The 24,294-nt window shown below is 37.0% G+C and carries 25 protein-coding genes; 18 read left to right on the top strand and 7 right to left on the bottom strand.

Translation table 11 applies throughout. The features are described 5' to 3' along the window. The first annotated feature begins 34 nt into the window (after positions 1–34). Both dapD and C7437_RS12130 read left to right on the top strand, forming a co-directional pair. The gene (dapD, locus tag C7437_RS12135) at positions 35–739 is read left to right on the top strand and encodes a 2,3,4,5-tetrahydropyridine-2,6-dicarboxylate N-acetyltransferase (protein WP_111439994.1); all 705 of its coding nucleotides are present in this window, start codon (positions 35–37) and stop codon (positions 737–739) included. A 10-nt stretch (positions 740–749) separates the two neighbouring features. Beyond that, entirely contained in the window at positions 750–1,877 is a 1,128-nt protein-coding gene (locus C7437_RS12130) for an N-acetyldiaminopimelate deacetylase (protein ID WP_111439993.1), read from the top strand. A 531-nt stretch (positions 1,878–2,408) separates the two neighbouring features. Here C7437_RS12130 and asnB read toward each other — a convergent pair. From asnB to C7437_RS12115, 3 genes are all read right to left on the bottom strand, one after another. Beyond that, entirely contained in the window at positions 2,409–4,253 is a 1,845-nt protein-coding gene (gene asnB, locus C7437_RS12125; protein ID WP_111439992.1) for an asparagine synthase (glutamine-hydrolyzing), read from the bottom strand. 103 nt (positions 4,254–4,356) lie between these two features. Then, positions 4,357–5,595: an ABC transporter permease gene (locus C7437_RS12120; protein WP_111439991.1), complete on the bottom strand. Its 1,239-nt coding sequence runs from the start codon at positions 5,593–5,595 to the stop codon at positions 4,357–4,359. Next, on the bottom strand, positions 5,588–6,487 hold the full coding sequence (locus C7437_RS12115; protein WP_111439990.1) for an ABC transporter ATP-binding protein: 900 nt from the start codon (positions 6,485–6,487) through the stop codon (positions 5,588–5,590). Before C7437_RS12115 ends, C7437_RS12120 begins: the two co-directional genes overlap by 8 nt. Positions 6,488–6,603: 116 nt before the next feature. Between C7437_RS12115 and C7437_RS12110 the strand changes: the two genes are divergently transcribed. The 12 genes from C7437_RS12110 to C7437_RS12055 all read left to right on the top strand — a co-directional run bounded on the left by C7437_RS12110 (position 6,604) and on the right by C7437_RS12055 (position 17,932). After that, complete coding sequence (locus C7437_RS12110; RefSeq protein ID WP_111439989.1) at positions 6,604–7,110, top strand: methylated-DNA--[protein]-cysteine S-methyltransferase; 507 nt, start codon at positions 6,604–6,606, stop codon at positions 7,108–7,110. 164 nt (positions 7,111–7,274) lie between these two features. Continuing rightward, entirely contained in the window at positions 7,275–8,189 is a 915-nt protein-coding gene (locus C7437_RS12105; protein ID WP_111439988.1) for a LysR family transcriptional regulator, read from the top strand. 235 nt (positions 8,190–8,424) lie between these two features. Further along, on the top strand, positions 8,425–10,089 hold the full coding sequence (locus tag C7437_RS12100; RefSeq protein WP_245909284.1) for an ABC transporter substrate-binding protein: 1,665 nt from the start codon (positions 8,425–8,427) through the stop codon (positions 10,087–10,089). Between the two features lie 15 nt (positions 10,090–10,104). Further along, the gene (locus C7437_RS12095) at positions 10,105–11,118 is read left to right on the top strand and encodes an ABC transporter permease (protein ID WP_111439987.1); all 1,014 of its coding nucleotides are present in this window, start codon (positions 10,105–10,107) and stop codon (positions 11,116–11,118) included. After that, a complete protein-coding gene (locus tag C7437_RS12090; RefSeq protein ID WP_211310019.1) occupies positions 11,111–12,802 on the top strand; it encodes a dipeptide/oligopeptide/nickel ABC transporter permease/ATP-binding protein in 1,692 nt (563 codons plus the stop codon). The genes C7437_RS12095 and C7437_RS12090 overlap by 8 nt, the downstream gene beginning before the upstream one ends. Next, complete coding sequence (locus tag C7437_RS12085; RefSeq protein WP_111439986.1) at positions 12,799–13,593, top strand: ABC transporter ATP-binding protein; 795 nt, start codon at positions 12,799–12,801, stop codon at positions 13,591–13,593. The genes C7437_RS12090 and C7437_RS12085 overlap by 4 nt, the downstream gene beginning before the upstream one ends. A gap of 2 nt (positions 13,594–13,595) precedes the next feature. Then, complete coding sequence (locus C7437_RS12080) at positions 13,596–14,228, top strand: phosphate starvation-inducible protein PhoH (protein WP_111439985.1); 633 nt, start codon at positions 13,596–13,598, stop codon at positions 14,226–14,228. After that, positions 14,225–14,833 carry a hypothetical protein gene (locus C7437_RS12075; protein WP_111439984.1) on the top strand — a complete coding sequence of 203 codons (609 nt, stop codon included), beginning with the start codon at positions 14,225–14,227 and terminating at the stop codon, positions 14,831–14,833. Before C7437_RS12080 ends, C7437_RS12075 begins: the two co-directional genes overlap by 4 nt. A gap of 19 nt (positions 14,834–14,852) precedes the next feature. After that, positions 14,853–15,485 carry a cell division ATP-binding protein FtsE gene (locus tag C7437_RS12070; protein WP_146249628.1) on the top strand — a complete coding sequence of 211 codons (633 nt, stop codon included), beginning with the start codon at positions 14,853–14,855 and terminating at the stop codon, positions 15,483–15,485. Beyond that, complete coding sequence (locus tag C7437_RS12065; RefSeq protein WP_111439982.1) at positions 15,472–16,347, top strand: cell division protein FtsX; 876 nt, start codon at positions 15,472–15,474, stop codon at positions 16,345–16,347. The genes C7437_RS12070 and C7437_RS12065 overlap by 14 nt, the downstream gene beginning before the upstream one ends. Next, positions 16,340–17,290: a hypothetical protein gene (locus C7437_RS12060; protein ID WP_111439981.1), complete on the top strand. Its 951-nt coding sequence runs from the start codon at positions 16,340–16,342 to the stop codon at positions 17,288–17,290. Before C7437_RS12065 ends, C7437_RS12060 begins: the two co-directional genes overlap by 8 nt. 117 nt (positions 17,291–17,407) lie before the next feature. Then, positions 17,408–17,932 carry a hypothetical protein gene (locus tag C7437_RS12055; protein ID WP_111439980.1) on the top strand — a complete coding sequence of 175 codons (525 nt, stop codon included), beginning with the start codon at positions 17,408–17,410 and terminating at the stop codon, positions 17,930–17,932. Positions 17,933–18,047: 115 nt separating this feature from the next. Here C7437_RS12055 and aroD read toward each other — a convergent pair whose 3' ends face one another. Beyond that, complete coding sequence (gene aroD, locus C7437_RS12050) at positions 18,048–18,806, bottom strand: type I 3-dehydroquinate dehydratase (protein ID WP_111439979.1); 759 nt, start codon at positions 18,804–18,806, stop codon at positions 18,048–18,050. Positions 18,807–19,023: 217 nt separating this feature from the next. Between aroD and C7437_RS12045 the strand changes: the two genes are divergently transcribed. The 3 genes from C7437_RS12045 to C7437_RS12035 all read left to right on the top strand — a co-directional run bounded on the left by C7437_RS12045 (position 19,024) and on the right by C7437_RS12035 (position 20,951). After that, a complete protein-coding gene (locus tag C7437_RS12045; RefSeq protein WP_111439978.1) occupies positions 19,024–20,043 on the top strand; it encodes an STAS domain-containing protein in 1,020 nt (339 codons plus the stop codon). 134 nt (positions 20,044–20,177) lie between these two features. Beyond that, on the top strand, positions 20,178–20,507 hold the full coding sequence (locus C7437_RS12040) for an MGMT family protein (RefSeq protein ID WP_111439977.1): 330 nt from the start codon (positions 20,178–20,180) through the stop codon (positions 20,505–20,507). A gap of 30 nt (positions 20,508–20,537) precedes the next feature. After that, positions 20,538–20,951, top strand: coding sequence for an NUDIX hydrolase (locus C7437_RS12035; RefSeq protein WP_111439976.1), 414 nt, complete (start codon positions 20,538–20,540; stop codon positions 20,949–20,951). Positions 20,952–21,367: 416 nt separating this feature from the next. On the opposite strand, the gene C7437_RS12030 is transcribed toward C7437_RS12035, so the two are convergent. Continuing rightward, entirely contained in the window at positions 21,368–22,126 is a 759-nt protein-coding gene (locus tag C7437_RS12030; RefSeq protein WP_111439975.1) for a MerR family transcriptional regulator, read from the bottom strand. Between the two features lie 147 nt (positions 22,127–22,273). Here C7437_RS12030 and C7437_RS12025 point away from each other — a divergent pair, with 147 nt between their 5' ends. Next, positions 22,274–22,861, top strand: coding sequence for a histidine phosphatase family protein (locus C7437_RS12025; RefSeq protein ID WP_111439974.1), 588 nt, complete (start codon positions 22,274–22,276; stop codon positions 22,859–22,861). 95 nt (positions 22,862–22,956) lie between these two features. Here the strand turns inward: C7437_RS12025 and C7437_RS12020 are convergent, their stop codons facing one another. Then, positions 22,957–23,886: a DsbA family protein gene (locus tag C7437_RS12020; RefSeq protein WP_245909283.1), complete on the bottom strand. Its 930-nt coding sequence runs from the start codon at positions 23,884–23,886 to the stop codon at positions 22,957–22,959. A gap of 17 nt (positions 23,887–23,903) precedes the next feature. Then, complete coding sequence (locus tag C7437_RS12015; protein ID WP_111439973.1) at positions 23,904–24,224, bottom strand: winged helix-turn-helix transcriptional regulator; 321 nt, start codon at positions 24,222–24,224, stop codon at positions 23,904–23,906. Positions 24,225–24,294 lie beyond the last annotated feature (70 nt).

The raw sequence follows: 24,294 nt of genomic DNA, 5'->3' as shown, positions 1-24,294 counted from the left end.
AGCACATGTTTTAAGAAGGAATGGAGAATGAAAAATGAACGCACATGAAATTATTTCTTATATTCAACATGCAAAAAAAATGACAAAAGTGAAGGTATATATAAAAGGGCAAGCAATTGATAAGTTACCTTTTGGCGAAAATACAAAAGTATTTGGAGAAGGAAACTCAGCTGTCTTATTTGGTGAATGGTCTGAAATTGAACCAGTTCTGACTGCAAATAAAGAGAAAATTGAAGACCTTGTTATTGAAAATGAAAGTAGAAATTCTGCTATTCCATTATTAGATTTAAAAGGCATTAATGCACGTATTGAACCAGGTGCTATTATTCGTGATCAAGTGAGTATTGGAGACAATGCGGTTATTATGTTGGGTGCAGTTATTAATATTGGTGCTGTTATTGGAGAAGGTACTATGATTGATATGGGTGCTATTCTTGGAGGACGTGCAACAGTAGGGAAGAACTGTCATATTGGAGCAGGAACAGTACTTGCTGGAGTTATTGAGCCACCATCTGCATTGCCAGTAATAATTGAAGATGATGTATTAATCGGTGCAAATGCAGTTGTATTAGAGGGCTGCAGAGTTGGTAAAGGTGCGGTTGTTGCTGCTGGAGCAGTAGTAACAAAAGATGTTCCCCCGTACACGGTAGTTGCTGGTATGCCTGCAAAAGTAATTAAAGATATCGATGATCAAACAAGATCTAAAACAGAAATTATGCAAGAACTACGTCAATTATAAGAGGTGCTGTATGAAATCTTTACTAGATATTAGGCGTGATTTGCATCGTATTCCTGAGCTTGGCTTTCAAGAAGTAAAAACGAATGCTTATTTACTTGAACGAATTCTTGAGTTACCCCAAGATAGACTTACAATCATTCCCTGGAAAACAGGAATTGTTGTAAAAGTAGAAGGTTTGCAAGGGAATAAAACAATTGGCTGGAGAACGGATATTGACGGCCTACCAATTCCAGAAGCTACCGGTCTTGCTTTTAAATCAGAGCATGAAGGTCAAATGCACGCTTGTGGTCATGATGTGCATATGACGATTGCAATAGGATTGCTAAGAAACTTTGTGGAAAATCCAATAAATGATCATATCGTGATTATTTTTCAGCCAGCTGAAGAAGGACCGGGCGGAGCTTTTCCAATGAGAGAGTGGTTGAAGTCTGAGCATCCAGAGCTAATTCCGGATCAAATTTTCGCATTTCACATTGCACCTGAATATCCTGTAGGAACTGTTGCAACTCGTCCGGGTCTGTTATTTGCCAATACATCAGAGCTTTTTATTGATTTAATTGGAACAGAAGGCCATGCAGCATACCCTCATCAATCTAGAGATATGTCCATTGCGGCTGCAACACTTCTCCTTCAGTTACAAACAATTGTGAGCCGAACGTTAAACCCAATGGAACCAGCTGTTGTAACAATAGGGAAAATGACCTCAGGCACTGTTCAAAACATTATTTCAGGTAAGGCAAGATTAGAAGGAACCTTTAGAGCAATGGATGCAGAAACGATGACGATTATTAAAGAGAAGATTGAGTCATTATGTCGAGCAACTGAAATTGCATTTGATTGTGAAATACAGCTTGATTTTGGGTTTACTTATTATCAAGTAAAAAATGATGAAACACTTGCAACTGAGTTTTTAGCATTTGCTGAGCAAGATTCGTCAACGAATGGAATTCTTTGTGGCGCTGCAATGACAGGTGAAGATTTCGGTTTCTTTCTAGAAGAAATTCCAGGGGTGTTATTTTGGGCAGGGGTAGATTCACCTTATGGACTGCATCATGCAAAGTTAAATCCGAATGAAGCAATTATTGATTATCTAATACCGTTTGTTGCGTCTTACTTTCGTGAAATAGATAGCAAATAGTAAAAGGGGTTATCCTATTCTTTAGGATAACCCCTTTTTAGTCATCGTGTAGAAGCTTTTGTTAAGAAGAGAGGAGCTGCAAGATTTACAAACTAAAAGTGGGAATGTTGCTAAAACAAGAAAGTACTCCTAAAACGAACCCACCCAAAAAAACTCCCAAACCTCAAAAATGGCCAAAATCCACATACGACATATTTTAAAATAAGTACAAATCTAGGAGAAAAGTCTCTTTTGGCACTTATTTTCGGATAAGTCGTATAGTCATTTTGCTATATTTTATAAATCAGGATTAAAAATTTAAATAGAAAAGTTAAACATGTAGCAATTGTAGGTGTCTAATTTATTTTTGATGATTCAGGGCCATGCAAATCAAAATATTTGGGATGGCTTTTATGATCGCGCCCAGGAGTCAGCCACAAGCCTATGAAACGTTTGAGTCTGAAACAGGGACAGGACACAGTTTGGTCCAAAGTGAACAGAAAACGCCCATTTGCCTGCCTTACGCAGTAATAGGCGCTTCCGCTTTTCTAATTAATCTACAAGCTGAACGTTATAGTCTTTAAACCAAATATGCATCTGAGCTAAGTATGCTAATAACTGAGGTCCAGACATCAACTGGCCGAACCAAGGAGCTTTAAATGCAGACCCGTTAGAATCGATTAAATCAGTTAGACGCTCTGCATGAAAAAGTTCATGAAGAACGGAATTTTTATCTTTTAATTGTTCTTTTAACATGCTTTGTATTTTTTCCGAATAAACGGGATTATGTGTTTTAGGATAAGGGCTTTTTTTGCGTTGAAGAACGTCTTTGGGAAGCACTCCTTGAAGTGCTTTTCGCAAAATACCTTTTTCTTGATTGCCAACCATTTTATACTCCCATGGAATATTCCAGACGTATTCGACTAAACGATGATCTGCAAATGGAACACGAACTTCGAGACTTGCTCCCATACTCATTCGGTCTTTACGTTCTAGTAAAGTGGTCATAAACCAAGTCATATTCAGATAAAATAATTCTCGGCGTTTACGGTCGATTGCAGATTCACCTTCTAACTGGGGAGTTTCTGCAATAGAAGTTAGATATGCATGTTGTATATAGTCATCTATGTGAAGCTTCTTTTGCCAGCTATCATTGAGTAAAGAGTTGCGCTCATTTTGAGAACGAATCCAAGGGAATTCATTCTCAGATTCAGCTACTGTATGGAACCAAGGATATCCACCAAATATTTCATCCGCACATTCTCCAGATAAACCGACCGTGAAATCTTGCTTTATCTCTTTACAGAACCAAAGGAGCGAAGAGTCAATATCCGCCATCCCAGGGAGATCTCGAACGTGGACAGCTTCGGTTAAGTATTCAGCCAATTCATTTTGACTTATGACGGAAAAATGGTGATTTGTATGATGATAGTCAGATACTTTTTGTATCCAAGGCGCATCTTGACTGGGTTGGAAAGCATTCCCTTGAAAATGTTGGCTATTATTTTCGTAGTCAATGGAGTATGTGTGAAGAGGTCCTTTGCCGTCTTTCGCATATGCATTCGCTGCAATTGCTGTGATGATACTGGAGTCTATGCCACCTGACAAAAAGGTAGAAAGGGGTACATCTGATACGAGTTGTCGTTCTACAGCGTCCGTTACTAGGAAACGAACACGATCAGTAGTTTCATCCAATGAGTCTGTATGTTGTTTGCTTTCTACGTTCCAGTAGCGCCAAATATGAAGACCATCTCGGGTGAAGGTAAGTGCATGAGCAGGGCGTAATTCATTGATGCCTCCATAAACGCCAGATCCAGGAGTATGAGATGGTCCTAAACCGATAACTTCGGACAAGCCTGCACGGTTTATTTTTGCCGAAATATCTGGATGTGCCAAGAGAGCTTTTAATTCTGACCCAAAGAGGAAACTACCATTTTTTTCTGTATAAAATAGGGGTTTAACACCTAGTCGGTCTCTAGCGATAAAAAGCTTTTGTTCCAGGTCATCCCAAATTGCAAAAGCAAAAATTCCATTAAAATGGTCTATACATTTTTCTTTCCATTCGATATAAGAGGTTAATAACACTTCCGTATCTGAATGCCCGGAAAAAGAATAACCACGCTTTAATAATTCTTTTCGTAGATCTTCTGTATTATACAGTTCCCCATTATACGAAAGTGTATATTGGTTAGATTGAACTGTTTTGACCATAGGCTGCTTTCCACCAATTGGATCCACTACGGTTAAACGACGATGACCTAGTAGTACGTGAGGGGCATGCCATATATTATGATCATCTGGTCCACGTTTTTTCAATGTTTCAGTCATTTTTTCCACAATTGGCATTTCGTTTCGTAAATCTTTTTTTAAATGTATCCAACCTGTTATTCCACACATATATCCGCATCCCTTCTTTCATGAATTATTTTATGCAAGAAAAATTGATTTGAATCCAAAAAAATCGCAAAAGCGAATAGCTTTCACGATTTTTGAAGAAATATTAGGTTGTTACTTTAAGAACTGTTTTTATTTTTTGAATGATTCCGCCTGAGCTGTATGTCAGTACACTTCGTTTATAGAACGATAGACTTAGTAGGAACAACAGTATAACTGTTCCAATTAATATAAGCATGGATAGCATTGGCTGGAATGCCGCGAGATCTGTTGCCCCAATTCGAAGTGGCATAACCATTCCAGATGTGAATGGAATATATGAAAATACTTTTATGAGCATAGTATCGGGACTAGCCATTCCTGAGATTAATACATAAAATCCAGTAAGTCCAAGCATCATAGCAGGCATCATTGCTTGGCCAGCTTCTTCTACTTTGGAAACAAGAGAGCCTAGTAATGCTCCAAGGATTAGATAAAGAATAATAGTTAACAATAAAAACGCGACTGCATATCCAATATAAGTCAAGGATAATTCATTGGCTATCTCCATTACGAGATCCCATTTTGAGCCGCCATCGATGAACATAAATAATAGTCCTTGAATAATTAGTAATGCTGCAATTTGGGTTAATGCAAGAAGGAATATTCCTGTCAGTTTAGCCATAAAATGAGTGGCCGGCTTCACACTTGCAAGTAATACTTCTAATACACGCGATCCTTTTTCAGAAGCGACTTCCGTTGTAATCATAGATAAGAATGTCATGACAAACGAATAGATTAAAAATCCAACTAAGAACGAAGCACCTATACCGGCAGCTTTTTCGTCCTCACTTTTACCGCTAACAGATTGTTCGTTTAAATTTTTCATTGAAATAACCGTTTCGGATTGAAGAATTTTTTCTGCCTGTTCAGCAGTCAAATTTAGTTGTTGGACTTCATATAGTTTGCCTGCATATTGCAGTATAGAAGATATACTTAACTGATCATTAAATGTCAGTGGTTCGAATGTAGCGATTTCTGCGGCCAATGAATTTTCTTGATCTTTGACAAAAATTGCTGCGGCATACTCCCCGTCAATGACCTGCTTTTCTAAATCAGCTATATCTTCATTTGGAAATGTAAATTCAATATCACTTGTAGACTCAAATAACCCTTCTAGCTCTGCATTTGTTTCATTAACTAAAGCAATTTGCATAGCTTCATCTTGGAAGAAGGCCTCTTTAATATCGGACCAAAACATGACTCCACTAATAACTGCTATATAAAGTACGATAGAGAAAATAAATGATTTTGCTTTCACTTTTTGTTTATATAGTTGCTTGACGAGCAGCCAAAATTTAGACATGTGTACCACCAACCTTATCTTTGAAAATTTCTTCTAAAGACAAATAATCTAAACTAAATTTCTCGATATATTTTCCATTAGACACAAAGTCAAAAATAGACTGTGCATACGATTCGTTTATCAAAGTTAGCGTGTATTGATCCTTGCCGACGTGAATCTCCTTCACGCCTTCAAGTCTTTCTAATACTTCTTTTGGTATTTCTGTTCGTATCGTCAATTTTGTTTTCCCGTATTGTTTTTTTAAGTCTAGTAAACTACCTGTGAACAAAGAGACCCCACGTTTTAATAAGCAAAGATGATCGCAAAGCTCTTCTACATTATCCATTTGGTGACTGGAGAAAAGAATCGTTGTTCCGTTGTCTCTCAACTCTAAAATTGCGTTTTTTAATAAATCCATGTTAACAGGGTCTAATCCACTAAATGGCTCATCCAAAATGAGAAATTCGGGTTTGTGAATAAAGCTAGCGATGAGTTGGACTTTTTGCTGATTCCCTTTCGATAAAGTTTCGGCCTTTGCTTTTCGTTTATCTTCCAGTTCAAAACGATCAATCCAATAATCTACTTCTTTTTTAAGCTTCTTTTTTTGCTGACCTCTTAACTCTCCAAAGAAATAAAGCTGATCTTCTACAGTCATGGAAGGGAAGATACCCCGTTCTTCAGGTAAATAACCTAAAACGTCTCGATTAATAGAGTTGATATGTGTTCCATTCCATGTAATATTTCCTTCAGTTGTTTCTTGAAGATCTAAAATCATACGAAATGTAGTTGTTTTACCGGCACCGTTTTGTCCGATTAATCCAAAAATTGCACCTTTTTCTATCGTGAAAGACAGATTATCTACAGCTACAAAGTCTTGGTATTTTTTTGTTACTTGATCAATGAATAAGGTCATATGTATACTCCCATCTCTTTGTTTTTATATTCTTCCTTCTATACGTAATAGGTTGAAAGAATGTTTCAAACTTTTTTGTTATGATACAAGTATATGCAAGTAGGAGGTATTTTCTGATGAATAAAATATTTTGGAAGCTTTTCATTCATAACGAATGGAAATTATATATAGCAGCAACTGAAAAAGGACTGTGTTACATAGGTTCACCAAATAAACCATTTGAAGAAATGGAAACGTGGCTGACAAAACGCTTTCCGAAGCTTGCGTTAGTAGGTAATGATGAAGTAGTAGAAGTTTATACAAATCAAATACAAGCGTATTTAGATGGTGAACGCAGTGAATTTACGATACCAGTGGATTTAAAAGGAACCGCTTTTCAATTGGCGGTTTGGGATGCGCTGACGAAAATTCCATATGGAGAGAAGAAATCATATTCGGATATTGCAAATATGATTCAAAATCCAAAAGCGGTGAGAGCAGTTGGTGCAGCGATTGGTGCAAATCCAGTATTAATGACGATTCCTTGTCACCGGGTAGTAGCAAAGAACGGCGCATTAACTGGTTTTCGAGGCGGATTAGAAATGAAAGAGAAATTGTTAGCATTGGAAAGTATGGATGTATAAATGGAAACCAAGGGAATTGAGCATCCCTTGGTTTTTTTGTAGGTTAATGTCGATGATTATTCATAGAACTATTGTAATCGACATCAGAAGTTACGAGTGGTAAGATATAATGATAACGATAATCATTATCACATAAAGTATTAACTTATAAAGGAGTCAGTTATATGCTAGATAAAATGCAAATGTTTATTGTTCTAGACGAATGTCGTTCGTTTACAGAAACGGCCCGTAGAATGTTTTGTTCACAACCGACAATTAGTCATCAAATCCAGCAGTTAGAAGAAAAATATAAGACGGTGTTAATTCAACGTAAAAATAGACAGATCGAATTGACTGAGCAAGGTGAGGTCTTTTTACAATATTCTAAGAAAATGTTATTACTAGATAAGCAAATGTTGCAAGAAATGCATCAAGTAGATTCTCCACTTTCTGTACATGTAAGTCATTACATAGCAGAAAAATTTTTCACGACTATTTTACCTCTTAATTTAGAAGGATTTGAACAGCAGTCGTTCTCAATTAAAAGCAATTGCTATGAAAGTCTTAAGGAAAAGTTACTTAATGAGAAGACAAATTTTGCGATTATGCCAGTATATGAGAATGATTCAGAATTTCAACAAGCATATAAAGTTGACTTGTTATTTGAAGAGGAATTATTTTTAATAATGTCCTGCGATCATCCATTAGCGGGAAGAAAATTGATCTATGCACGAGATTTAGAAAATCAGACGCTATTGTTGCCAGAAAATTTGTATTTGCAACAGTTAATCAAAGATAAAATTGATCAAAAGAATCTAAATGTGCAGTATATGCAAATGACAAATTTTGAAATTATTAAGCAAGCGGTAGTATCTAATATAGGAGTTTCTTTTTTACCTCTAAAAATAATAGAATCAATTTTAAATCAGGGAAAGATTGTAGCGACGTCGATTCACGGACTTTGTATTAAACGCCAAAATGCAATTGTATCGAATCCTCAAAAAATGCTGTCACAAAGAGAGATAAACTTCTGTCAATACGTTCAAAACCAATTTTATACATATGAAAAGCCCTTGTTGAATGCAAATAGTGTGAAGTAACTCAAGCTTATTATAGCTTGGGTTATTTTTATATCTTAATACCCCATATCTTAACTATTAATATTTTGAATACTATTATTTATATATTTTATAGTTAGTGCTAAATTCCTTTTAACTATGAGAAAAATCGAAATCCCACGTTTAGTTGATATTGAGAATCATTATCGTTGATGTTAAAGTACGGAAGGAAGAAGAAATTCAAATTCTATTATTAAATCTAAACGGGGGAATTATTTTGCATAAAGAGATTAAAAAATTATGGAGCTTACCGCTTTTACTATTAGTGTTTCTAGTAGCAGGTTGTTCGTCGAATGAAGCGGAAGGAAAGGTCAGTGAAACAAATTCAGAAAGTGAAGGAACGGCAACAGAACAAGTACAAGAATTAAAAGTTGGAATTCCATCAGATGTGGGTCCATTAAATATATATACAGGAAACGTAGACTGGTTAACTGATTTAGTGTATGACAAGTTATTTTCACCGTCACCATATGTAGATGAACCGATTCCTTGGTTAGCGGAGTCTGCAGAACAGCTAGATGATACAACTTGGATTGTGAAAATACGCGATGGTATTAAATGGCATGACGGGGAAGACTTTACGGCGGAAGATGTGAAATTTACGTATGAATACTTCCGGGATGGTCCAGCAAACCGCCATACGCACCATGTTAGTGAAGTACCAAAAATTGATGTAATTGAAATTGAAGAGGATGGAAAAACGGTTCGTTTTGAGTGTGCTTATGCATGTCCATCACTTGCAACAATTACATTTGCAGACTTACCAATTTTACCAGAGCATATTTGGAAAGATGTTGAAAATCCACGTAAGTATGCTGAGTTAGCTGTAGGAACAGGTCCTTTTGTTTTAAAAGAATATGTAGCAGATCAGTATTATAAATTTGAAGCAAATAATGACTATTTCATGGGCAAACCTACCGTTGCTTCATTGAGTATGCCGATAATAAAAGATGCAACAGCTATGTTTAACGCATTACGTGCAGGTGAAATTGATGTATCTACACGTACAGTACCAGCTGAATTACAAGCTTCATTTAAAAATACTGATTCACTGGAATTAGCAGAAGTATCTCCATTATCCATTGTCCAATTTGGCTTAAATTATGAACGTGCACCATTTAATACAGAAGAAGTACGTCAAGCTGTATCACTAGCGATAGATCGTCAAAGCATTGTGGATACTGTGTTATTAGGTCAGGGACGTGCTGGTTTAACGGGTTACCCACATCCCGATTCTCCGTGGACAAATCCAGATTTATCGACGCCATATGATATTGCTAAAGCAAATGAAATTCTAGACTCACTTGGCTACAAGGATACAAATAATGATGGTTTCCGTGAAACACCTGAAGGCGAAACGTTAGTAATGAATACAATTGTTTCTGCAAGCGAACCTGTTTATGTGCGAGTAGCAGAAATGTTGAAAGAGCAGTTAAGAGGTGTAGGGTTACAGTTTGAAGTGGAAGCAATGGATGCCACTACATATGCAGCTGCCAATTCAGAAGATAATTTTGATTCGTATGTTAGTTTAATAGGTCCACATGGTGTAGCGGATCCAGACCAATTCGTTATGTCTCATCGTGCATCCTATCTATGGACGAAAGGTGTATCTTATCCGGCAATGGATACATTAATTGAAGATTGGATGGCTGCAACTACAATCGAAGATCGTAAAACCATTTCATTTGATATGCAAGAGTTATACAATAACCAACCAACCGCTATTGCACTGTATTATCCGGAAGAAGTCTTTGCTTATAATGCTGACGTGTATGATCAATACGTAGAGTCTATAGGTTATGGGATTGTACACAAATATTCATTCTTACCAGAGGAAACGCGTGAAGCTGTTTCGGCAACGGCTCCAATATTGAGCGAATAAGGAGATTTGCAAGAAATGAATAGTACACTATCGTCATTTGGAAAAAAACTACTTCAATATGGTCTTGTGTTACTCGTGGCATTGACGATTAATTTCGCTTTGCCCCGGTTAGCCCCGGGTGATCCGCTATTATATTTTTTCGGGGACACGATTAATGAATTAACAGAAGTACAAAAGCAGCAGGCTCTTGAATCAATGGGTCTTGGTGGATCTTTATGGGAACAGTATATTGAATATTTAAAAGGCATTGTGACGTTTGATTTTGGAATGTCGATTAAATATGCAGAGCCTGTTATGACAATAATCGGCGATAGATTACCATGGACATTGTTATTAGTCGGGCCTGCAATGTTATTTAGCGCTGTAATTGGTGTTATATTGGGCGCTTATTCTGCTTGGAATCGTGGGAAAAGTCGTGATGTCTCATTATTAGTAGGAATGCTGACATTACAAGCTGTTCCAGGTTTTTGGGTAGGACTTTTGTTTTTAGCTATTTTAGCGGTTCAACTAGGTTGGTTTCCGACATATGGTGCTGTTTCGATGATGCAAGATGGGAGCGTTTGGGGTTATATAAAGGATGTTGCAATGCATGCAGTGCTGCCATTAACGACGATTACATTAGCAACAGTAGGGTCTAACTATTTACTAACACGTTCTTCGATGCTTGAATCTCTTGGACAAGACTATATTACGATGGCGGAGGCAAAAGGTGTACATAAAAAAGGACTAATCTTCAATCATGCCTTGCGCAATGCTTTACTACCAATTTATACGCATTTTACGATGACTCTAGGTACTCTAGTGGGCGGAGCGGTAGTGGTAGAATCTGTCTTTTCATATCCAGGTATTGGTCGACTACTGTATGAAAGTGTTATTGCAAGAGACTTTCCAATGATGCAAGGTATATTTTTAATTATTACACTTGGTGTGATTGGAGCGAATTTATTTGCTGATTTAACATATCCTCTCGTTGATCCTCGTGCACGTACGCTTAAAAAGATAAAGGGAGCTGATATGAATCATGCGTAAATCAACAAAAGTCATTGGTGCTGTAGGATTCGTATTATTTATAGCCGTTGTTCTTTTTGCTGTACTTGGACCTTTTATCATCCCATATGATGCATATAAGCAATCTGGTCCTTCTTTTATGGCTCCTAACAGGGACCACTGGCTTGGAACGAATGATATGGGTCAAGATATTTTAGCGGAGCTTGCTGAGGGGGCGCGAACCTCATTAACGATTGGAATCTTGACGGCTCTTTTTGCCACAATCATTGGAGGTAGTGTAGGAATTTTAGCGGGTTATATCGGTGGCTGGTTTGAAGTAGTCGTGATGCGTGTTATTGACGTTGTATTAACACTGCCATTTCTACCGTTGATGATTGTTATTGCCGTATATATGGGACCGGGGATATTTACGCAAATATTTGTTATTACTTTAGTTATGTGGGCAGGAAAGGCAAGGCAAATTCGTGCGCAAACTTTATCTATCAAAACAACAGGACCAGTGCTTGCAGCTAAAACGATGGGTGCAAATCATTTGTATATTTTTAAGAAACATATCTTTCCAAGCGTTTTTCCGCTATTCATTCCACAATTTGTTGGAGCCGTGAATACAGCAATCTTATTGGAATCTTCTTTAAGTTTTTTAGGGATGGGGAATCCATTAGTTAAGAGTTGGGGAAGTATTTTATATTATGCCAATAGCCGAAGTGCATTTTTAACAGAGGCATGGGTTTGGTGGATTATTCCGCCTGGTATTTGTATCGTCATGGTCGTATTAGCCTTTTCTTTAATGGGCTATTATTTAGAAGAAAAAGTGAATCCAAGACTAAGCTCATACGCGCTAGCACCGAAACGTCAAAAACGAGAAGTGGTAGAGGATTTAACGCAAGTTGAGCGAGATATTGTGCTATCTGTTCAAAATTTGACTGTGGAATACCCTAAAAAAGGTTTGTATCAAGAAGTCGTATCAAACGTTTCTTTCGATTTACAACGAGGTGATGTGCTAGGAATTGTCGGAGAGTCAGGAAGCGGTAAATCAACAGTAGCTACTAGTATTATTCAACAATTGAAGTTACCGGGAAGAAGCAGAGGGTCGATTTATTTTGAAGGACAAGCATTGGAAACTTTAGATGATGAGCAAATCCGTCAATTGCGTGGGAAGGATATTGGTTATATTGCACAAGCAGCGATGAATGCGATCAATCCAGTTATTACAATTGATAAACAGTTAAAAGAAGCGATTAAAGTACATCAAAAATTAGACGAAGCTGAAATGGATAAACGTGTAATGGAAGTAATGACACAAGTCGGACTTGATACTAAATGGAGATTTGCCTTTTCTCATGAATTATCTGGTGGTATGCGTCAGCGAGTAATTATTGCTATGGCATTAATAAATCGACCGAAACTTATCATAGCTGATGAGCCGACAACTGGGCTTGATGTGATTGTTCAAGTTGAAATTGTCCAGTTGCTACGTAAATTACAACGTGAGTTAAACATTTCGATGATTTTTATATCACATGATTTACCGGCAGTCTTATCAGTTACGGATCGCTTAATCATCATGAAATATGGTCATATCATAGATAGTGGCGAGTCGATAGAAGTTGCAGAAAACTCGAGTCATCCATACACGAGACGTTTAGTCGATTCAATCCCATTATTGAAACCGAAAAAAGTGAGAGAGGCGGTGCTGAGTTCGTGACATCTTTATTAGAGGTGAAGGATTTAGAAAAAGCATTCGGACGCTCAAAAGATGTACAAGTAAATGTGCTAAAATCTGTTTCTTTTTCATTAAAGCACGGTGAAATTATAGGGCTGATCGGAGCGAGTGGAGCAGGAAAGAGTACGATTGGTCGTATTATTGCTGGTCTCGAGACGGCAAATGCAGGACAGATCTTCTTCGAAGGACAAGAAATTTTATCTCTAAAAGGGAAAGAGCGCCGTTCACTTGCCAAGTATATTCAGATGGTGTTTCAAGATCCATATGAAGCACTTTCATCCCGTATGAAAATTGGTCAGCTTGTAGCAGAGCCACTTGTGATTCAAGGAATTGATAAAGGGAATAAAGAGAAACGAATAGAGAAGGTGCGCCGTGCATTAAATAGCGTGACATTAGATCCAGATAAATATATAGATCGTTATCCACACGAGTTATCTGGAGGTGAGCGACAACGGGTTGGTCTTGCGCGTGCTTTCGTATGTGAACCGAAGCTTATTATTGCAGATGAACCAACATCCATGTTAGACACTTCGCTGCGTTTAGAACTATTAGCATTAATGAAAAAAATGAACGAATACAATCAAGTTTCTTACTTATTCGTCACACATGATATTGCACTGACACAAGGGTTTTGTGACCGATTAATCGTGTTGCAACAAGGTGAAATTGTGGAGGAAGGTAAAACAAAAGATATTATTGAAAATCCACAACATCCTTATACACAGTCATTGATCGATGCATTGCTCATATTAGAAAATCATAAGGGAGATTAATAATGAAAACTAACTTTATAGAACTAAATCCAGGAGCAGTTTTTGCACAACGTGGTGAAAATAAAGCAAGAGAAGATTTTACGAATGTTGATATTTATGATTTGCCGAATATCAATTTAACACCTTATAACTGTTTAGTTATAAGTGGCTTTGCGGATCAAGACTTTTTATATGAACATCGCCAAATTATATTAGATTTTGTGAATGCAAGAAAAATACTTATATTTTCAGGTAACTTAGTGACAGACTGGTTACCGGGTGGTCAATTATTCGTTCCAAAAGAGATACATAGTTATAAAGATTATGAAGTTTCTATTCATACACAACATCCAATATTTGAAGGTGTATTAGAAGATGATATGACATATAATAAAGGGGTTTCTGGATTTTTTGCGAGAGGGCATCATCCTGTTCCAGAGGGTGCAGAAGTTCTCTTAACTTTACCTGGTGATACTCCTATAACATATATTGACCGAGTGAGTACAAAAGGCATTATATTTGTCCATGTAGGTTCAGATTTGTTTGGTTATATGACACCTGAAATCAATAAAACAACCGATCGAATTGGTCCGCAATTATTAAAATGGGTACATGAAGAGAATGCGACATTACAAGAAGAGGTGACTACAGGATGAAAAAAATAGCGGTTGTTTACGGTGGCAGTTCACACCATCATCGTACATATAAAACATCTGAGTTTGCAAAGTATATTAATCGACTGATTCCGATACGTGAATTAGAAACAGCCTCTTTAGAAGGGGTCGATGTATTACTTATTCCTTCTCAAACACATTTGGGATTGCTTGAGAAAAATGTAGAGAAGATTTATGCGTTTGCCAATGATGGAGGAACAGTTGTGACGTTGGGTCCACAGGGATTTGATTGGTTGCCAAGTCACAAATGGGAATTCCGTCCAACAAACTTTTGGTGGTGGCTTGAAAAAGATCCGAAAAGCGGATTAGTATTATCTGCTCCCGAACATGATTTATTCACAAATTATTTAACTCTTTCTGATGCAACATGGCATCAACACGGCGTATATTGGCCACCAGAAAAATGTGAAGTGCTCGTTTCAACAGATGATGGTGGAGCAGTTCTATATATTGACCGAGTAAGCACAAAGGGTACTTGGGTAAATACTACACTCGATCCAGATTTCCATTATGGTTCGTATTTCATGCCGGCGACTGAACGGTTTTTACGTGGCTTTTTACCATGGTTAGTGGAAGGACAGTTATAAGGTGATCCACCTGGAACAAGTGTCAAAAAGTTTTGAACAACAACCTATTTTACACAATATAAATATGCATATAGCTCCTGGAGAATTTGCTTTTCTCCAAGGACGCTCAGGATCAGGGAAAAGTACATTAGTAAAACTACTTTACCGTGAGTTAGAAAGAGATACTGGTAGCATTACAATCGATGGCGTATCGATTGATAAGCTGGCAAAATATGAATTACGTAGAAAAATGGGAGTGATTTTTCAATCATTTGAATTACTTGAGCGAAAAACAGTGCTAGAAAATATAGTGCTTGCTGGTCAAATACTAGGAAGAGACCCGGATAAGATGGAAGCAGAAGCAATGCGTTTACTTAAGAGAGTTGGATTAGAAGAGAAGGCCCATGTACTTCCAACTAAATTATCTGGAGGTCAACAGCAACGTGTTGCGATAGTGCGTGCTCTACTCAATAAGCCGAAAATTATTTTAGCAGATGAGCCTACAGGGAACTTGGATCCAGAGACAGCAAGTGAAGTATTGATGCTAATGCGTGAATTGCGGGAGGAAGAAGGCGTAGCGATGCTCGTCATTACCCATTCGCAGCATTTAATAGAGACATTTGCAGAGAAGTCGTGGATATTGAAAGAGGGGGGAGTATATGAACGCCAATAATGTGCGCTATATGTGGCAAGATGTCAGACAAGGTATGCAGCGCAATAAAGGTGCAGCGTTGGCATCAGTTGCACTTATTTTTGTAGCGATGGTACTTGTTGGCTCTTTACTACTTGCACGTTTGGCTATGCAAGATACGATTGCTTACGTGGAATCTCAGCTTTCCATGAAAGTGTATATCGAAGAGGGATTTGTGGTAGAAGAAGTAGCACAAGTTCTAGAGAAAAATACATATATTGAAAAAGTGGAAATTGAAACCGCGGAGGTACTACTAGACCGCTTATCTTTATTTTTTATTGGAAAAGAATATTTATTGGATTCATTTAGTAATGGTGCAATGCAAGATGCTGTGAAGTTTCAAGTGAAAGATGTACAGCTAATGTCACAAATAGCCGAAAGTCTTGGTGAAATGAAGGGCATAGAGAAGGTTGTTTATCCACAACAAATGGCCGAATATTTAGCGAGTGCACTTGAGAAAATAGAACTGTATGGTTTATTTGCGATTATTTTCTTTTTTGTTATTGCGTTTATGATGGTATACATAGCTTTTCACTTAGCGCTATATCAGAGAGAAAAAGAAATTCGTGTAAAGTTATTAATTGGAGCTAATCCGAAAATAGTTAGATTTCAATTTCTATTAGAGGGCTTGATTATTGGTTTGATAGGAAGTATAGCTTCCATTTTAATGGTAATTGGCATATATTATTTCGTATTTCAACCAGTAAGTGAGACGATACAGTTTTTGTGGAAAATGGACATATCGACATTCTTGTTTGTACTGGGCTGCCAATTATTCTGTGGTCTTGGTATTGGACTATGCGCAAGTTATTTATCCACAAGGAAGCTGATAAAAAATGTATAAAAAAATAGGGCTTATTATAGCGTTATTCCTTGTACTTGTAACACCGGCATATGGACATTTGACTGGTGCATTCGCCGATTTCTTGGCAGTTGTTTACGATGAGTCGACGATTGGTCAGTTAAAAGAAGAAATGGATCATACAGAACAAAAGATTGCAAAGTTAACACCAACAGTAGAAGAAATGGATAAGAATTTTAAAGAGAATCAACGGGATGGGGCGGAACAACTCCAGTTTTATACAGAGGTTGGTCTGGATACTTGGCTTGCCTTAATATTAGATGGCCAAGATATTGTTGATTTAATGGGTAGTAGATGGGTAATGGAAAAAAGTATTCAATCGTCTATGGAAGAACTAAATACGTTGTACTTAGAGTTTAAGCAACTTGAGGCTTCTAAAACATCATTAGAGGGGCATCATAAATTACTTGAAATGATTGAACGAAATCTAGCGTCAAGAGAAGCTTTTTTAATGGAAAATGCAGATATAGGATTAGAACAAATTGCTAACTACTTGGATATTGACTGGACTGCTGAAATAGAAGACTCTCTCATTGCAGCCCTTGAAGCAGACAATAAAAGGGTAGAAAAGTCATTAACTGAATGGGCAGAAAGAGGAGATTCATCCTTTTATGAAGTACAGGAATCCTTTCTTAATGAAGGGAGCGAGGTACGCTATTTTTTCCGTAGCGATCATGTGTATGTCGTGTATGAGAGGAAAGATGGGCACGTTATATTACTTGGGCAAGTCTTACAAAATGAGGATGGAAATAGTGCAAGTTTAATCTTAGAATCAGGCTTTTATAACGGGTTCTTTTTACCAGAAGAATTACTAGTAGAGTTAATTCCATTTACGATTCAGTATGATACTTTAATGAGTTTAGAAGATATTAATGCACCGTATATTCAACAAATAAACGGTGGTTTACGTATACTATCGAAGTAAGGAGATAGAGGGGATATATTGAAAAAAACCATACTTATTTGTTCCTTTTTTTATTACTAATTACATTTTAATTATAAGAAGGTTAAACCACAAAAAACAAGTTAGGAGATAAAATGTATGAATACAATTAACATTTATGACCGTGAAGATTTATTAGAAATTAGCTTTGAGGATATTCGCAAATATCATGGGACGCTTGCTTATATGGCGATAGGTGTTGGTTTCCGAATTATTCAAGCAGCTTTTGAAGCTTTATATGGTGAGGAGATTCCAAATCGTAAAGATATTTCCATATTGTCTGGTCATGGTGGTCCAGGTTTCCGCGATGCTTTCGAATTTGTTACACGTGCTCAAACGAGAGGCACCTATACGGTCGATACAGCTTATCCAAAAGCTCAATATGATCCATATCGTCCAACTTCTTACGCGTATGTCTTTACACGGGAAACAGGAGAAGCGGTTGAAGTTATATTAAAAGAGAACTTCTTACCTCCTGTATTTTATGAGTACTTGAAAAAAGGTCGTGAAGAGTTATTTACGCCTGAAGAGTACTTACATAATGAACAATTAAAGCAAGAGCTGGGTAACCGAGCATTACAATTACCAATCAACGAATTATTAGAAGTGACAAAATTAAATTAAGTTTCTTGTGTCATAATTCTGTTTTTAATAAAAAGGGGCTATCCTCAGGACGTCTGTGAAAACAGGCCTCCTGAGGATAGCCCCTTTTTAGAAATATAAGGAAAAAATACTTAATTTATCTCATGTTTTTATGTAAGATCCCGAGTACGTTTCGTAATTCGTTAACTGGAATTTGACCAGGAGCAGAAGCCTCTTTACCGGAGCCAAATGTTGCAGCAGAACCAAATGTTTCCCCTGCAATTCGGCTGATCAAGCCAGTGGAGGCCATCGACATCGTAATTATGGGACGATCCGCATGAAGTGTATGCATGGTATATGTAGCATCTAGTAATGTGAGTACATCTTCAGGAGTTTTTGGCATTACTGCAATTTTAGGTATATGTGCACCAAGCTCCTGCATTTTTCTTAGTCGCCAAACGATTTCCTCTTTGGCGGGTGTCTTCTCAAAATCATGATTGGACATAACGATTGTTACATGATTATTTTTCGCAGTTTCTACGATTTCGTTTACATGTGGAGAAAATAATTCCACATCTAGTAAATCAACATCGTTTGTTTGCGAAACTTCTTCAAGTAATTGCTTGTAATAAGCATCCGTAATTATTTTATTTCCACCTTCACGATGGCTTCTGAAAGTGAACAAGAGGGGAATAGGGTACAGCTCTTTACGAATAGCAGATAGCGTTTGTTTCACGGCTGCTATGTTTTCTACTTCTTCAAGTACATCTACACGCCACTCAATAATATCAGGCTCAGTTTGTAGTATTTCTCTAATCTCTAAAAGCAGGTTTTCCTCTTTTTTTCCCATCAATGGGACAATAATCTTAGGAATACCTTCTCCAATATGAACGTCTCGGATCGAAACGACTTGCATAAAAAAATCTCCTCTCAGATTTGTACTTTAGGTAATTTTAACATACAAAGATAATGAGGGTGATGGTTAGTGAGGTTTTCGTCGATATGTAAATACATATTGTACACATTAAATAATAGAAGAAAAGTAAGGTATAATTATTTCATGAAAAGGAAATTTGCTAATCTTGTCGAATTATAAAGGTAACATTATAGAAGTTCAAAGGAGTAATATATAAATGGATATGAAAAAACAGATGGATATAAATGGGATTGAGTTTAGTTGGAATTTAGAAGAAGGTCAATTGATTTTTGAACAACAGGACTCTGTATTATTTTGGATTTCTTCAGCCATGAAATCATTTTTTGACACAATCGAAGAAATTTCTGGAACAGAAGCTTCTAAATTAGTATTTGAAACGACAGGATTTAGACAAGGAATTACTGTAGGTGAGTACTTTGAAAAAAAGAAGAATGTCAGTATTGAAGAAGCTTCTAAATTAATTACCAATACATATGCTTCTGCAGGATGGGGACATGCAGTTATTGAGGAATTGGATATAGAGTCCAAAACATTTACAGTGAAGTTTAAAAATAGTTGGGAATATAAAATTCATAAAGCACAAGGAAAGTCTGCTGGAGCAAAGTACATACCAGCTCATTACGCAGGGATTTTTACAGCGATGTTAGGGACCAATATTTGGTATGAAATAATTCAAGATCAAATAGAGGGACATGAATATAGTGTTGTGAGATATTTCCAATCTGATATTACGGTCAATCATAACATTCGTCAGTTGGCTAAAAAGACGGAGACGGACCACATTCTGGAATTAGAAGCACTTGTGGAAGATAAAACGAGAGACTTGACGGAGCTTGTAAAAGAACTATCTTCTCCGATTATCCCAGTATTAGAGGGGATTGTGGTCGTTCCACTAATCGGAAAATACGATGAAGAACGCGCTATTTCAATAGTGGAAAAAACATTAACAAACTTGCCTTCGCATAAAGCGAGTTACTTAATTCTCGATTTAACTGGACTTCATCAAAATATAAGTCAGTATACAGCGAGATTAATAGAAAATATAGCTTCTGCTACTTCGCTAATTGGGATCAAAACTGTTCTCGTAGGAATTTCACCACAATTAAGTATGGTCATTATACAATCAGATGTACAATTATCAAAATTCGATTGTTTTAAAACGCTTCAACATGGAATTCACTACGCTTTAGGACAGATGGGTAAAAGAATTGTTTGATGAAAAATAGTAAAACTAAAAGGCTGTTCTAAAGTCAACTTATCACTGACTTTTAGAACAGTCTTTTATTTCGTACTAGAAAGAAATACGTGAAAATCGGTTATAATTGAAAAGAATGAAAGGATTGAAACATGATGAACCCTTTTACTGAAAGAGTAATTAATATAATAAAGTCTATTCCTATCGGGAAGGTTATGTCGTATGGGCAAATAGCAAAGGTTGCTGGCAGTCCAAGGGGTGCAAGACAAGTTGTGCGCATCTTGCATTCGATGAGTGAGAAGCATAAATTACCCTGGCACCGTGTCATCAATGCAAAGGGTGAAATCGTCATGAAGGATGAAGAATCTGCTTATTCTCAAAGAACATTGTTAGAAGCAGAGGGAGTGTCCTTTCTAGCGAATGGGCTTGTTGATTTAGAACAGTCGAGGTATGAACCTGTAGTATCTGAAGAAGATTTAATCTAAACAAAGTGATCGAAAGAAAGAGGTATGAAAATGAATGTATTTAGTTCGCAAGGTGCTGCTGGCATTTGTATAAATGATAAGAATGAAGTGTTAATGGTTCTTCAAGCAGCTCCGGAGGAAGAAAAGAAATGGACTGTTCCTACAGGGACATTCGAAGAAGGAGAAACTTTTCAAGCGTGCTGTGAACGAGAGTTTTATGAAGTAACGGGTTTAATCGTTCGAACAGATGAAAAGATACATAATAAAAGTGGAGTTATTAGTGAATATGGAATTTCTTATTATGTCGAATATTTTTTAGTAGAAATAGAGAGTGGGGAAATAACTTTCCAAGATTCAGATGAATTTATACATGAAGTTGCTTGGAAGTCATTGGAGGAAATTAAAATGCTTCCTTTGAGTTATCCAGAGGATATCCACATACTCGAACAAGTATTAGAAAAATAGATGGTATAAGCTTTACCGTTCATTTCTCCCTGATCCAGCTCGTTCATTTTTTGCTACCGAATAAGTTTCAAGCTTCATTAATAAACTTTAGGTAATAAGGATATGAAAGGATGGGGAATTGAAACGAGCAGTATTGTATGTGTCAACTGTCGTAATCGGGATTACTCTGGGGATCATCGTAACCTATATGATGATGAATTGAGGAAAGAATGGCTGTAAGTGAAAAAAGGGTAAGCTTTCAACACGCATATTGGCTTGACACTAGGTATCCAGTTCTGAAGCAATTTAAAATTGCTTTAGAACTGGATATTTTTTAAAAGAATAAGAAAATTTCTACATAATATGTCTATTTCTATTTCTATCTCTTGTGCTCCTGCGCGAAGCAGAGATAGGCGCTTCCGCGTTTGGCTCGCCTTCTAGTTTTTTGTGTATATAAGAATGGCGTCTCTTAAAAATACAGAAGCACCATTTTGTACTTTATCGTAGTAAGCAGTAAAACGTTCATCCGCAACGTACATTTCGGCCAGTCCTGCATGTGCTTCTTTTGAATATTGATACCAGTAATAACTGATCCACTGTCGGTGTAAATCTGCTGTTTTTTGTGATAGTTCGCCAGCTGGATCACCTGTTTCCATAGCCACTTTCAAGTTATCTAATACTTGTTGCTCTAAGTTTGTTACTTCATCATATTGTTTTTGGTTCATTCCTTTAACTTTTGCATTAGACTTATCAACAGTGTTATCCCCATATAGTTCTCGAATCTCTTTTCCGTACTTATCCTCATTGTTATCCACATATTTTTGTTTAAAGCCTTCAAATTTCTCTTTATCTGACATTGTAATGCTCCTTTCTCTTAGTTGAATGGTTTTATCCACATTAGTTATCAACATATCCAGTTGTGCACTTTTTTGGAGCAGTTTATTTCGATGTTCTTTTAATGCAGTTGCTGCGTCAAAAGTGGATGATGTGATTATTTCTTTGATACTATCTAAGTTTAAGCCAAGCTCTCGGTAAAAAAGAATCTGTTGCAGTCGGTCTACTTCATCAGAGCCATAAATGCGATAACCAGATGAATTAATTCGAGTTGGTTTCAGTAATCCAATTTCATCATAATAGCGAAGTGTCCGCGTGCTTATTCCTGCTAACTGGCCAAGTTTTTGCACCGTATATTCCAAGTCAGCACCTCCTTATAAGCTTAGTTTAAACCTTGACGTAGCGTTAAGGTCAAGTAGAACGGTAATAATAAGGCAGCATCGCAAATTCACCGATGACTTGTTAATTTTCTCGTTATTTATTTATAATGCATGTAAGGGGGTAAGGGTATGACGACTATTGGATTTATAAGGCATGGTGTAACAGCTTGGAATAAAGAAGGAAGAGAGCAAGGTAATACGGACATTCCTTTAGATGAAGAAGGAATTGAAATGGCAGAACGGGTTGCCGATAGAATGGAGCAGGAAGAATGGGATGTCATTTATACAAGTCCTTTAATTCGAGCAAGGAGAACTGCTGAGATTATTGCTGAAAGGTTACCAAGTGCTGAATTCCGTATAGATAAGCGTTTAGTTGAAGTTGGTGGAGGAGTTGCTGAAGGAACAACTGAGCTAGAGCGCTTAGAAAAGTGGGGAGCATCTTGGAAAGAGTTGGATTTAGGTTTTGAACCAGAGGATGTTACTTTTTCTCGTGGGATGTCTTTTATCGAGAGAGTAAAACAAGTACATTCAGGTAGCCGTGTATTAGTAGTTAGTCATGGAGATTTAATAGGAAGGCTTATCCATGCTCTGGTTCCAGACGGAGAATTTTTAAAGGATGTAGATAATGCATCGGTTACGATTATTGAATTACAAGAAAGTGAAAATCTGTGTCATTTATATAATTGTACGAAGCATTTAGAAGGGGAGAAAGTATGATGTAAAGTGATGTACTTAGAAATGGCTTATGAAAAGTACCGGGATAAGAAGACGTAGAACACCCACAAGTATCAATACCTGAGGGCGTTCTATGATTACTTATTAACTTTAATGTATTTCTCTCCAAGAACTTCTTCTACAATATAGCCGTCAGTAGTTAATTCTTTTTCTACAAATGCGGCAACGTCGGATTGTTCTAATCCGTAGAGTTCTTCGATTTCACGAGAGAATAATAAGCCTTCTTTTTTCAAGATATTTTGTAGTTTTGGAGCGGTTTTAGGTTGGATATTTTCTTCAGGTAGTATTTGTTTTAATGCTTGCACATAAGAGTCGAATGGGCGAGCACCGCCTACTTTGACTCCTTTTTTTTCTTCATTTAAGAAAATAATGGTTGGGAATCCACGTACACTTAGGCGACCGGCCATCTGGAAGTCTTCTTGTAAGCTATCTTGTGCTGCTGGAAGATATGATTCTTTTACAATTTCTTCTCCGTTCAATCCCATTTCATTGATAATGTCGATTAATACTTGGTCTCTACCAATATTTTTGTTGAAAGGAAATACTGCTTCTCTTGCTTTACGTAAGAAAACTGGTGCTAAGCTAGCATCTTTTTGTTGTATTACTTTATAAACGCGAGATGGTATGAAGGATGAAGAGACTGGATCTTCCAACCAAAATGATCCATCAATTGGCATGCGCGTATGATCTCCAACTTCTCTCCAGTGTCCTGCAACGTCTTCAGGACCAGAAATTCCGTTAGAAACATCTGCAAAGCCATCCCATTTTTCAAGTAGGCCTCCCATAATTGTATGCATGTTAAAGTATTGACCATACTCTTCTACGAATTTACGCAATGTTGGCTCGAGGGCCCAGCAATGTGAACAAATTGGATCTGTTACGTAATATAGATCGATTTTTTTGCTTGGTGTAGATAAATCGATAAAGCTCATTTCAGCGTTTCCTTCTCCAGCTGGTCCACAAATTCCTGTTTCTAAATCACACATCATTGGATTTTGGTTTGTCATGTTATTTTCCCCATTCCCTAGTTTTCTAACGTTATATGTTTCTTTGCCCAAGCGTGTACTGGTTTAAGAGCTTCAGCAAGTTCTTGGCCGGCGATAGTTAAGTGATAGGTTATATTAACCGAATTTTCTACGGTCATTATTTTCTCTACTAAACCATGCTCAGCGAGTTCAGTTAATTTAAGTGATAATGCACGTGGCGTAATATCGGTTAAGTCTTTTTTCATATTTGAAAAGTGTGCGGTATAGTCTGGACAGTTCGATAAGTAATGAACGATTAATCCGTTCCAACGTCTACCGAGTATTTGAAAAGACGACTCTAAGTATGGACAAATTTTCATCTTCAATCCTCATTTCTACAATTAGTATAATTTAGTATAAAATATATATCAAGTATAAATATTATACTCT

The organism is Psychrobacillus insolitus (genome assembly GCF_003254155.1).
Lineage (GTDB): Bacteria > Bacillota > Bacilli > Bacillales_A > Planococcaceae > Psychrobacillus > Psychrobacillus insolitus.
This window is presented reverse-complemented; position numbering and strand designations above follow the sequence as displayed.